This window comes from Nonomuraea zeae (genome assembly GCF_005889725.1).
Taxonomy (GTDB): domain Bacteria; phylum Actinomycetota; class Actinomycetes; order Streptosporangiales; family Streptosporangiaceae; genus Nonomuraea; species Nonomuraea zeae.
The window spans coordinates 1-11,377 of sequence record NZ_VCKX01000358.1; the positions used below are offsets into that span (position 1 = coordinate 1).

An 11,377-nucleotide genomic window follows, 5' to 3' on the forward strand; every position below is an offset into this window, starting at 1 on the left:
TCAGATGTTTATACGAGACAGCCACCCGCGTCACCTCGTCGGCGAACGCCGACAGCTGCCCCACCATCGTGTTGATGGTGTCCTTCAGCTGGAGGATCTCGCCCCTGGCGTCAACGGTGATCTTCTTCGACAGGTCGCCGTTGGCCACCGCGGTCGTCACCTGGGCGATCGAGCGCACCTGGGTGGTGAGGTTGGAGGCCATGAAGTTGACGTTGTCGGTCAGGTCCTTCCAGGTGCCGAGCACGCCCTTCACCTCGGCCCGGCCGCCGAGCTGGCCCTCGGTGCCGACCTCGCGGGCCACCCTGGTCACCTCGCTGGCGAACGCCGAGAGCTGGTCGACCATGGTGTTGACGGTCAGCTTGAGCTCCAGCAGCTCGCCGGTGGCCTCGACCGTCACCTGCCTGGTCAGGTCGCCCCTGGCCACGGCCGTGGTGACGACCGCGATGTCGCGCACCTGGGCCGTCAGCCGCCCGGCCATCGCGTTGACCGCCTCCGTCACGTCGCGCCAGCTCCCCGACATGCCCTGGACCTTGGCGCGCCCGCCCAGCCGCCCTTCCGTGCCGACCTCGCGGGCCACCCTGGTCACCTCGCCGGAGAACAGCGCGAGCTGGTCGACCATGCGGTTGACCGCCTGGCCCATCAGCCGCAGGCCGCCGCGCAGCGGCCGGTTGTCCTCCTGCAGATCGACCCGCTGCGACAGGTCGCCGTCCGCGACCGCGTTGAGCACGCGCGTGGCCTTGGCCGTGGGGATGACGAGCGCGTCGACCAGGGCGTTGACGGCGGCGACGTTGACCGCCCAGCCCCCGGTGCCCGGGCTCGGGCTGAGCCGCTCGTCGAGGCGGCCACGCCTGACCACCTCGCTGCGGACCCTGGCCACCTCGCCCGCGAGATGCTCGTTGCGATCGACGACCTGGTTGAACGCGGTCGCGAGCTCGGCCAGGAACGGGTCGCCCGGCACGTCGAGCCGGGTGCGGAAGTTGCCGTCCCGCAGGCCCTGGAGGGCCACGAGCAGCGGGCGGAGGTCCGCCTGGTGGATCGATCCAGGCGCGTACGGGGGGTCCAACTGCGCGACCATGGCGGCCTTCTTCACAACTGGAGGTATCAGCGGCACCAGTCTGCCACCCTGAGAGTGACCGAACTGCCACATCGAGTGATGTTCTAGGACGCAGAGTGGACACGACCAGGGTGTCGAGCACGGCCTTCGACGGCACGCCCCATGCCCCAGCGCACGCGCGCAAATTCGTCCGCCAGGTGCTCGGCGAATGGCGCCTGAGCCACCTGGCGGAGGACGCCGTGCTGCTGACCAGTGAACTCGTCACGAACGCCGTCGTGCACGCGGGCACCGGCATCGAGCTGACCTGCCGCCTGGACGTGGAGGCGAACCCGGCCAAACTGGAGATCGAGGTCGATGACCACCACCCCACGCGAACCATCCTGACGGCCGACCCGATGCCGGCCGGCGGCGGCCCCGACGGGCTGCCCACCTCGGGGCGCGGGCTCGCCCTGGCCGGCATGCTGGCCGACGCCTGGGGCGTCACCTACACCAGGACCGCGAAACGCGTCTGGGTGCGCATGGAGCTCACCGACGGCTGCGAGTGCCCCGAGCCGCTGGCCGGCACGCCCGGACCGGCACCCGCCGCCCTGGCCGCACCCATCGACTCGCTGCACGTCGGCGTCGTGGTGTGCGACCGCGACGGGCTCGTGCAGTCGTGGAACTGCGAGGCGGAGCAGCTGCTCGGCTGGCGCTCCGACCAGGCCATCGGCCTGCGGCTGGCGGACCTGGTGGCCTGGCGGGGGCACGGCCCGTACGCGCTGTCGCTGCCCGACACGCTCGGTCTGGGCCGGTGGCGCGGCGAGGCGCGGATGCGGCACATCGACGGCAGGCTGATCCCGGTCTACGTCTCCCACCTGCGCACCCGGGGGCGCTCGGAGGATCGCCGGTCGATCTGGATGGTGGTGGCCCTCGACCACCGCTACGTGCTGACGCCGCCGCCCGCGCCGCTGCGCAGGGAGGCGGGCACCCGCATCAAGGACCTCATGGACCAGGACATGCCGTTCGCCGAGCTGCTCGACACGATCGCCCAGATCGTGCAGGTGTCCAGCGGCGGCGACGCGGCGTACGTGCTGCTGTCCGCGGAGGCCGGCAACACGTTCGGCGTGGCGGCGGGCTCGGGCGCGACGGCGGGGCTGGTCGGGGTGCTGGCCACGGGGCTGTTCGGGGCCGACCGCAAGACGCCGACGATGATCGAGGACCTGCTCGCCGGCGATGTCGAGCTGGCCCAGCAGTTGCGCGCCAGGTCGCTGGCGTGCGCGCCGACGCTGGTGAACGGCGAGGTGACCGGCTACATCGTGGTGACGGCCGCGCAGCCGGGCCGCTTCGACCAGGAGCTCACGGTCAGCCTGCAGCACATCGCCGACCAGGTCGCCGTCCCCGTGCAGCGCGAGCGGCTGGCCGAGCGGGAGCGCGCGCACCGGGGGCGGCTGTCGTTCCTGGCCGAGGCGGGCGAGCTGCTCGCGGGCGTGCACGACGAGGAGCTGATCGCGGCGCTGACCGCGCAGCTCGTCGTACCCAAGATCGCGACCTGGGCGGCCGTCTACCTGACCGATCTCGCCGGGATGACCAGGCTCGCCCACGTCTGGCACAGCGAGGAGCGGCACAACGCGCAGCTGCGCAAGTCGCTGCCCGCCATCCCCCGCACCGCGATCGACGAGGTGAGCTGGCCCGTCGGGGCGGAGACCGTGCTGGCGTTCCCGCTGCTGACCCAGGGCAGGTCGCACGGCGCGCTGGTGATCGGCCGCGCCGAGCCGACCCTGCCGCTGGAGCTGGCCGACCTGCTGTCGGACCTGTGCCGGCTGGTGGCGCTCAACCTGCACACGGCGATGCTGTACGCCAGGCAGGCGACCACGTCGCGGGTGCTGCAGCGCAGCCTGCTGCCCATGCGCGTGGCCCCCATGCCCGGCCTGGAGTCGGCGGTCGTCTACGAGCCCGCCGAGGAGGGCGCGGACGTCGGCGGCGACTTCTACGACCTGTTCACGGTGGCCGATCACTGGTGTTTCGCGCTGGGCGACGTGTGCGGCAGCGGGCCCGAGGCGGCGGCGATCACCGGCCTGGCCCGCCACGCGGTGCGCCTGCTGGCCAAGGAGCACTACACGGTGGCCGACATCTTCGACCGGCTCAACCACGCGCTGCTGGAGGAGGACGAGGAGGGGCGCTTTCTCAGCCTGCTGTGCGGGGAGCTGACGCCGCTGCCGCAGGGCGGCGCGCTGTGCACGATCGCCTCGGCCGGCCATCCCCCGCCGCTGCTGCTGCGGGCGGACGGCCGGGTCGAGGCGATGGCGACGCCGCAGCTCCTGCTCGGCGTCGAGGCCGGCGCCCGGTTCTACGTGGAGACGTTCGAGCTGGCGCCGGAGGAGGTGCTGCTGTGCGTCACCGACGGCGTGACCGAGCGCCGCAACGGCGACCGGCTGCTCGACGACGGCGACGGGCTGTCCGCGGTGCTGTCCGGCTGCACGGGGCTCAGCGCCCACGCGGTGGCCGAACGGGTGCGGCACGCGGTCGAGTCGTTCGCCGCCGAGCCGTCGCACGACGACGTGGCCCTGCTGGTGATCAAGGCCTCCGCCGTCCTGCGGGCGGTCAGATGAAGCGGTAGGTCGTCGTCGAGGTGCGGCGCTCGCCGGGCCTGAGCACGGTGGAGGGGAACTGCGGCTGGTTGGGCGAGTCGGGGAAGTGCTGCGTCTCCAGGCACAACCCGGCGAAGGGCCCGTACGGCGTCGCGACGCCGTCGAGCATGCTGCCGGTGTAGAACTGCACGCCGGGCTCGGTGGTCGTGCACTCCATGGTGAGGTCGCCGGCCGTCACCCTGGCGCCGCCGGTGAGCACGAAGCAGTGGTCGTAGGCGCCGTCGTAGCGCTCCCCCACGGCGTGCGGGGTGGTGAAGTCGAACGGCGTGCCCTTGACCGGCGCGAGCTCGCCCGTGGGGATCTTGGTGTCGTCCACCGGCAGGTAGTGCTCCGCGTCCATCTGCACCACGTGGTCCCGCACGTCGCCGCCGCCGGCGAGGTTGAAGTAGGTGTGGTTGGTCAGGTTGACCACGGTCGGCGCGTCGGTCTCGGTGGCGTAGTCGAGGCGGATCGCGTCGTTCTCCAGTGTGTAGGTGACCGAGGCGGTCAGCGTGCCGGGGTAGCCCTGGTCGCCGTCCGGGCTGGTCAGCGTGAGGGTCACCGACGAGTCCGTCTGGTCCTCGATGGTCCACACCGTGCTGTCGAAGCCGTGGGTGCCGCCGTGCAGGCTGTTGACGCCGTTGTTGACCGGCAGCCGGTATTCGGTGCCGTCGAGGGTGAAGCGGCCCTGGGCGATGCGGTTGCCGTACCTGCCGACCACGGCGCCGAAGTAGCGGCTGCGCGTCAGGTAGTCCTCGACCGTGTCCAGCCCGAGCACGACGTTGACGCCCGACACCTCCAGCGAGCGCAGGACGGCGCCGTAGGTGAGCACCTCGGCGCGCAGCCGTCCGGAAGACAGCTCTACCCGCTCGACGCTCTCCCCAGACGGAAGCGTTCCGAAGATCTTTGCGGCGCTCATTTATTGGGCCCTTCCCGTGGACTCGCGAACTATGAGGGCGGTGTCGAGGGTCACCGTCGCGCCCTCTCCCCCTGACTGCAGCAGCAGATCGACGGCCATCCTCCCGGCGGCCACGGCGGGCATGGCCACCGTGGTGAGTTTCGGCCGGTTGAGCCGTCCTGGCAGGATGTCGTCGAACCCGATCACACTTATCTGGTCTGGTACCCCTATCTCCATCGCCGACAGCCCCTCAATGAGTCCGAGAGCGACCAAGTCGTTGTAAGCCAGCACGGCGGTGGCGCCGCAGGCGGCGACGTCGGGCGCCACGGCCAGGCCGCCGGCCTCCGTGGGCTGGTTGGGGCCGAAGAAGACGAGGTCGAGCCCTTGAGCGTCGGCGGCGACGCCCTGCATCTCGTTGCTGGTCCACGAGCCGATCGGGCCGGACACGAGCGCGATCCTGCGGTGGCCGAGCCCGGACAGGTGCTCCAGCGCGAGCTTGGCGCCCTGGGCGACGTTCATGAGCACGGCGGGCAGGCCCTTGATACGCCGGTTGACCACCACGAACGGGACGTCCTCCGCCAGCCGCTCGATCATCCGGTTGGACAGGCGGGGGCTGCACAGCAGGACGCCGTCCACCTGCTTGGTGAGCGTCCTGATCAGCTCTTCCTCGACGCGGGGGTCCTCGTCGGTGTCGGCCACGAACACGTGGTAGTCGCGCCCTCTGGCCTGCGCCTGGGCGGCCTTGATGAGCGGCGGGAAGAACGGGTTGGCGATGTCCGCCACGATCAGGCCCATGTTGAACGTCCGGCCCGTCGTGAGCGCCCTGGCCGCCCGGTTGGGCCGGTATCCCAGGTCGTCGGCGGCGGCGAGCACGCGGCTCCTGGTGGCAGGATTGACCAGGTGCGGCGCGGAGAAGGTACGGGACACCGTGGACACGTGCACGCCGCAGGCCCGCGCCACATCCTTGATCGTCGCCGCCATCGCCCGCCCTCCCTTGCAAACGGTTGCCAGACTGAAGCTTGACCTTCGCGCTTGCGGCAGTCAAGGTTCTTGCAACCGGTTGCTAAGGGAGGCACGCCGATCGTTACGTTGCCGGCGACCGTCTACCAGGAGCCGCCGAGCTCGTTCAGGGTGAACACGCCGCCGGCGCGGTCGTGCAGCGGCTGCGTCAGGTCCGGCTCGCCGTGCTCGGCGATGAGCGGGGCGGCGTGGGACTCGGAGTCGTCGCGGGAGACGTACCCGATGGACTTGGCCTCCTCCAGCGACCACCAGCGGCGGGTGTTGTCGGAGACGCCCCAGACCACGTGGTAGCCGGGCGCGACGAGCGCGGCCTCCACCAGCCCGGCCAGGTCGTCCGGCGAGATCCAGGTGGCCAGCCCGCGGGTGTCGAGCGAGCCCTCGTTGCAGGTGCCGAGCCGGACCACGGTGACGTTCATGCCGAAGCGGTCGTGGTAGAGGCTGCCGAGCGCCTCCATGACGACCTTGCTGACGCCGTAGAAGGTGTCGGGGCGGGGGAAGGCGTAGTCGGGCAGGTCCGCGCCGTCCGCCGGCCTGGTCTGGAATCCGGCCGCGTGGTGGCTGCCCATGAGCACGAGGTGCTCGACGCCCTCCTCGCGGGCGGCCTCCAGCAGCACCTGGGTGCCGTTGATGTTGGCCTGGACGATGTCGGCCCAGGGGTGCTCCCTGCTCTGGCCGCCCAGGTGGAGCACCGCGTCCACGCCCTTCATCGCCTCGGCCACGGCGGCCGGGTCGGCCAGGTCGGCCGTCACCCACTCCTCCCCTGGCCCGGTCTCCACCGGATGGAGGTCGGAAAGCCGCAGCGTACGGCCCTCGCGGGCGAGTCGTGGGCGGAGCAGGGTGCCGACTTTTCCTGCGGCGCCGGTCATGAGAATGCGCATGACTCCATGATGTACACGATTCTGACCTGATTCACATCCTTGAATATTGACCGTGAAGCAGGCGCTAGTTACGTTCACAGCACTGAGTTCATGTCTGCGTCACATGTCCACGTATGTGAACGGGAGGCGGTCTGATGTCACGTCGTCTGCTCGGGGTCGCGATCATGGCGTCCCTGGCCGTAGGGATGGCGGGCTGCGGTTCCGGGGGATCGAGCACGGACAACGCCCTGGAGATCTGGATCAGGCAGCTGCCCGATTCGGACTCCGCCAAGACAGCCAAGAAACTAGCCGACGCCTTCACCAAGGCCAGCGGGATACAGACGAAGGTCGTCGCTGTATTCGACGACTTCGAGATCAAGCTGAACCAGCAGGCGGCGCAGAAGAAGCTGCCCGACATCGTCATCAACGACACCGCCCAGCTCGGCACCATGCAGTCCCAGGGCTGGCTGAAGCCGGTCGACAAGGCCGCGCTGTCCGGCAGCGACAAGCTGTCGGAGCTGTCGTGGAAGGCCGCGACGGGCAGCGACGGCAAGTACTACGCCGCGCCGTTCTCCTCCCAGGCCTTCGCGCTGATCGTCCGCAAGGACTGGCGCGAGAAGGTCGGCATGGAGGCCCCGCAGACCTGGGAGGACCTGGCGAAGCTGGCCAAGGCGTTCACCGACAAGGACCCCGACGGCAACGGCCAGGCCGACACCGCGGGATTCGTCATCCCCGGCGGCACCAAGCGCGGCTACGCCTCCTGGTACGCCTCCTCGCTCATCTACGCCAACGGCGGCGACTTCATCAAGGCCAACGGCGGCGGCAAGTTCGCGGCCACGGCGAACGACCCCAAGACCGTCGAGGCCGTCCAGTACCTCCAGGACCAGTTCTGCAAGGCCAAGACCGTCAACCCCGGCGCGGTCAGCAACGACACGACCATCACGCACGAGGTGTTCGAGAAGGGCCAGGGCGGCATCTACCTCGTTGGGCCGTACGTGCTGGCCAGGTTCGTCAAGAACGTCGGCACCGACAAGATCGAGGTCATCCCGGTGCCCAAGGGCCCATCCGGCGGCCCCGGCACCCTCGGCGAGGGCGAGAACGTCTACATGATGGCCGGCTCCGAGAACGAGGCGGCGCAGAAGAAGTTCACCGAGTTCGCGATCTCCCCCGAGGGCCAGAAGATCGGCATGAACAAGGACGCCAACGGCGCCATCGTCCGCCTGCCGGTCAACACCGGCGTCGACATGAGCGCCGAGCGGCAGGACCCGCGCTGGAAGGTGTTCCAGGACTCCTTCGCCAACGCCGTCTACGCGCCGCCGGTGCCCAACTGGACCCCGATCCGCCAGGTCTCCGCCGACGCCATCAACACCGTCTGGGCCGACTGCACCGCCGACGTCAAGACGGCGATGGACGGCCTGAACACCAAGCTCACCCAGGAACTGCAGACCCAGAAAGCATCATGACTCCCACGCTGACCCGGGCGCGGAGCCGGTCGGCGCCACCGCGCCGCCACACCAAGACGCCGGTGCGGTGGCGCGGGACGCTGATCGCCTGGCTGTTCCTGGCGCCCGCACTGCTGCTGTTCCTGTACTTCAAGTTCATCCCGATGTTCGTGGGCCTGTGGAAGAGCCTGTTCAAGGTCCAGACGTTCCTCGGCGACGAGTGGGTCGGCCTGGAGAACTACCGGACGATCATCACGAACGACGAGTTCGCCTCGGCCGTCTGGCACAGTGCCGTCCTGGCGCTGGGCACCACGGCCGGCTCGCTGTTCCTGGGCCTGCTGCTGGCGCTGCTCATCGAGGGGCCCGCCCGGTACCTGTGGTTCGTCAGGACCGCGGCGTTCCTCCCGGTCGTCACCACGATGGCCGCGGTGGCCGAGGTGTGGCGGATCATGTTCCATCCCGGCGACACGGGGATGCTCAACACCCTCATCGGCTGGGTCGGCGTCGATCCGCAGCCGTGGCTGGGCAGCGAGCACTCGTCGCTGTGGTCGATCATGCTGATGAGCATCTGGCGCGGTACGCCGTACGACATGATGATCTTCCTGGCCGGGCTGGTCGGCGTGGACCGCTCGCTCTACGAGGCGGCGGCCGTGGACGGGGCCTCCACGTGGCGGCGGCTGGTGCACATCACGCTGCCGGCGCTGCGGCCGGTCTTCTGGATCCTGTTCACGCTGGCCGCCATCCGCGGGCTGCGGGTCTTCGTCGAGGTGTACGTGCTGACGAACGGCGGCCCGAACGGCTCGTCCGAAGTGCTCATGACGTTGATCTACAAGCTCGGGTTCCAGCGGAACGAGCTGGGCATCGCCTCCGCGGGCGGGATCCTGCTGTTCCTGGCCACGCTGGCGCTCACCGTGATCGTCCAGATGTTGCGCAGGAGGCAGGCGACATGAGACCGGACAAGCGGCGGTCGCGCAGGAGGCGGGTGACGTGAGGTTCGACAGTGCGCTCGGCTTGGAGGCACGCAGGGGGCCTCTCGCCATCGCCGGAAAAGTCATCATTTATGCCGCTATCGTGCTGATTTTCACCGGGCCGCTCATCGGGCTGCTGGTCAGCTCGTTCAGCAAGACACTCGACCCGACCTCGTTCTCGCTCTGGCCCGACGACTTCACGTTCGAGAACTTCATCGACGCCGAGCGCAAGAACGTCTACATGTACCTGCTCAACTCGTTCGTGGTCGTCGGGTTCGGGCTGCTGCTCCAGGTGCTGGTCAGCGTCTTCGCGGCGTACTCGCTGGCCCGCAAGAAGTTCCGCGGCATGACGGTGGTCATGCTGCTCATGCTGGCCACGATGATGCTGCCCGAGGAGATCATCGCGATCCCGCTCTCGCTGGTGCTGTCGGACCTGCCGGTCTTCCACGCCAACCTGATCGGCACCTACGCCGGAATGATCCTGCCGGTGGGCGCCTGGGGGTTCTCCATCCTCGTGATGACCGAGTTCATGAAGGAGGTGCCGGTCGAGCTTGAGGAGGCCGCGCGCATCGACGGGGCCGGCGAGCTGCGCATCTTCGCGACGATCATCCTGCCGCTGTGCCGTCCGGCGCTCGGCGTGATCGGGGTCTTCGGCTTCACCATGATCTGGGACCAGTACCTGCTCCCGCTGATCGTGGCGCCGGAGCCCAGCATGTGGACGCTGCCCGTCGCGCTGCGCTCGCTCAGGTCGGACGAGGAGACCGGGATCGGCGTGCTGCTGGCGGCCTCACTGCTGGCGCTGCTGCCGTCGATCATCGCCTTCCTGGCCTTCCAGCGGCAGTTCATGCGCGGCCTGACAAGCGGCGCGGTGAAAGGTTAGGTGTCCACATATATGGACGTGATCCAATATCCTGACACTCCACAGCCGCTGTCGTCGAGATGGGACGAGTATGGAGCCCCAGCTGGTCAAGTCCGCGGAGCGGACCGTACGCATTCTGGAAGCCCTGGCCGAATCTCACGACAGCCTGACCCTGTCGGAGCTCCAGCAGCGCACCGGCTTTCCCCGTAGCAGCCTGCACGCTCTCATGCGGACCCTGGTCGAGCTCAACTGGGTCGAGACGAACTCGGCCAGGTCGGCGTTCGGGATCGGCCCGCACGCGTTGCTGACCGGCACCGCGTACCTGGACAAGGATCCCGCACTGCCGTTCGCGCAGGAAACTCTGGAGGACCTGCGGGACGAGATCGGGCAGACCGTCCACTTTGCCCGCAGGGACGGCGCGCACGTGCTCTACCTGGCGACCCGCGAGTCCCGCGAGGCCGACCACGTGATCCCCCGCGTGGGCAGGCGGCTGCCCGCCCACGTCACGGCGCTCGGCCAGGTGCTGCTCGCCCAGCTCACCGACGACGAGGTCATCGCGCTGCTGCCCGACCCGCTGACCGGGCTGACCGAGCACACGATCACCGATCTGGCCAAGCTGACCGGCGAGCTCGACCAGGTCCGCACCCGAGGCTGGTCCTACGAGCGCGAGCAGGGCACCCACGGCGTGGCCTGCGCGGCCGTCGCGGTCGACTACCGCATCCCGGCCACGGACGCGATCAGCTGCTCGATGCCCGCCGGGCTCGAGGCCGCCGCGGTCGAGCAGATCACCGAAGCGGTGATCAAACACACCCGCAAGCTGGCCGCCACCCTCCGCAGGGAGGGCATCCGCTAGAAAGGACCGTTGATGCGGCTCGATGGTGTTCTCTTCTTTCCCGTGACCCCCTTCGGCGACGATGGCGACCTCGCAGAGCCCGTTCTGGCCCGGCACGTCGCCGACGGGGTCACCGCGGGGGCGGGAGGAGTGTTCACCGCGTGCGGCACCGGCGAGTTCAGCGCCCTCGACCTCGGCGAGTACACCCGAGTGGTGGCCACCTCCGTGGCGGCCGCCGCGGGACGCGTCCCCGTGCTGTGCGGGGCGGGCGGCCCGCTGCCCGCCGCCAGGGCGTTCGCGCGGGCGGCGGCCGCGCAGGGGGCCGACGGGCTGCTGCTGATGCCGCCCTACCTGGTCACCGGACCCCAGGCCGGATTGATCCGGTACGTCCGCGAGGTCGCCGCGGCCGGCGGCCTGCCGATCATCATCTACCAGCGGGGCACCGCGCGCTTCACCCCCGAAACCGTCGCCGAGCTCGCCGAGCTGCCGGAAGTGGTCGGGTTCAAGGACGGGATCGGGGACTTCGACCTCCTGCAGCGGATCATCCTGACCGTGCGGCGGTCGCTCGCCGGGGAGTTCCTGTTCTTCAACGGCCTGCCGACGGCCGAGCTGACCGTGCCCGCCTACCGGGGGCTCGGGGTGAGCCTGTATTCGAGCGCCGTGTTCGCGTTCGCGCCCGAGATCGCGCTGGCCTTCCACAAGGCGGTGACGGGTGGGGACGAGGTGCTGGTGCGGCGGCTGCTGACCGGGTTCTACCTGCCGCTGGTGGAGCTCCGGGACCTGGTGCCCGGGTACGCCGTGTCGCTGGTGAAGGCGGGGGTGCGGTGCCGGGGGCTGGAGG

General features: G+C 69.7%; 10 protein-coding genes. 6 read left to right on the forward strand and 4 right to left on the reverse strand.

Translation table 11 applies throughout. The annotated features are described in order from the left end of the window. The coding region (locus tag ETD85_RS54405; RefSeq protein WP_138697710.1) for a HAMP domain-containing protein at positions 1–1,075 on the reverse strand (1,075 nt) is incomplete at its 3' end. 95 nt (positions 1,076–1,170) lie between these two features. Here ETD85_RS54405 and ETD85_RS54410 point away from each other — a divergent pair. Next, positions 1,171–3,642, forward strand: coding sequence for a SpoIIE family protein phosphatase (locus ETD85_RS54410; protein ID WP_138697711.1), 2,472 nt, complete (start codon positions 1,171–1,173; stop codon positions 3,640–3,642). Here the strand turns inward: ETD85_RS54410 and ETD85_RS54415 are convergent. From ETD85_RS54415 to ETD85_RS54425, 3 genes are all read right to left on the reverse strand, one after another. Further along, positions 3,635–4,579 carry an aldose epimerase family protein gene (locus tag ETD85_RS54415; RefSeq protein WP_138697712.1) on the reverse strand — a complete coding sequence of 315 codons (945 nt, stop codon included), beginning with the start codon at positions 4,577–4,579 and terminating at the stop codon, positions 3,635–3,637. The two genes, ETD85_RS54410 and ETD85_RS54415, sit on opposite strands and share 8 nt — an antisense overlap. Next, positions 4,580–5,539, reverse strand: coding sequence for a LacI family DNA-binding transcriptional regulator (locus ETD85_RS54420; protein WP_138697713.1), 960 nt, complete (start codon positions 5,537–5,539; stop codon positions 4,580–4,582). 122 nt (positions 5,540–5,661) lie between these two features. Then, positions 5,662–6,456, reverse strand: a complete 795-nt coding sequence (locus ETD85_RS54425) for an NAD-dependent epimerase/dehydratase family protein (protein WP_170247355.1) — start codon at positions 6,454–6,456, stop codon at positions 5,662–5,664. A gap of 134 nt (positions 6,457–6,590) precedes the next feature. Between ETD85_RS54425 and ETD85_RS54430 the strand changes: the two genes are divergently transcribed. The 5 genes from ETD85_RS54430 to ETD85_RS54450 form a co-directional block, all read left to right on the forward strand. Continuing rightward, complete coding sequence (locus ETD85_RS54430; protein ID WP_138697714.1) at positions 6,591–7,898, forward strand: sugar ABC transporter substrate-binding protein; 1,308 nt, start codon at positions 6,591–6,593, stop codon at positions 7,896–7,898. Beyond that, a complete protein-coding gene (locus ETD85_RS54435; RefSeq protein ID WP_138697715.1) occupies positions 7,895–8,827 on the forward strand; it encodes a carbohydrate ABC transporter permease in 933 nt (310 codons plus the stop codon). The genes ETD85_RS54430 and ETD85_RS54435 overlap by 4 nt, the downstream gene beginning before the upstream one ends. A gap of 121 nt (positions 8,828–8,948) precedes the next feature. Beyond that, positions 8,949–9,725 carry a carbohydrate ABC transporter permease gene (locus tag ETD85_RS54440; RefSeq protein WP_240780030.1) on the forward strand — a complete coding sequence of 259 codons (777 nt, stop codon included), beginning with the start codon at positions 8,949–8,951 and terminating at the stop codon, positions 9,723–9,725. A gap of 70 nt (positions 9,726–9,795) precedes the next feature. Beyond that, positions 9,796–10,557: an IclR family transcriptional regulator gene (locus tag ETD85_RS54445; protein ID WP_138697717.1), complete on the forward strand. Its 762-nt coding sequence runs from the start codon at positions 9,796–9,798 to the stop codon at positions 10,555–10,557. A 42-nt stretch (positions 10,558–10,599) separates the two neighbouring features. Then, positions 10,600–11,377: 5-dehydro-4-deoxyglucarate dehydratase (locus tag ETD85_RS54450; protein ID WP_240780031.1), on the forward strand; the 778-nt coding region annotated here is incomplete at its 3' end.

Excerpts from the sequence above, each read along its gene's own strand:
- ETD85_RS54415 (WP_138697712.1), bottom strand. The coding sequence starts at position 4,579 with ATGAGCGCCGCAAAGATCTTCGGAACGCTTCCGTCTGGGGAGAGCGTC.
- ETD85_RS54420 (WP_138697713.1), bottom strand. The coding sequence starts at position 5,539 with ATGGCGGCGACGATCAAGGATGTGGCGCGGGCCTGCGGCGTGCACGTG.
- ETD85_RS54425 (WP_170247355.1), bottom strand. The coding sequence starts at position 6,456 with ATGCGCATTCTCATGACCGGCGCCGCAGGAAAAGTCGGCACCCTGCTC.
- ETD85_RS54430 (WP_138697714.1), top strand. The coding sequence starts at position 6,591 with ATGTCACGTCGTCTGCTCGGGGTCGCGATCATGGCGTCCCTGGCCGTA.
- ETD85_RS54435 (WP_138697715.1), top strand. The coding sequence starts at position 7,895 with ATGACTCCCACGCTGACCCGGGCGCGGAGCCGGTCGGCGCCACCGCGC.
- ETD85_RS54445 (WP_138697717.1), top strand. The coding sequence starts at position 9,796 with ATGGAGCCCCAGCTGGTCAAGTCCGCGGAGCGGACCGTACGCATTCTG.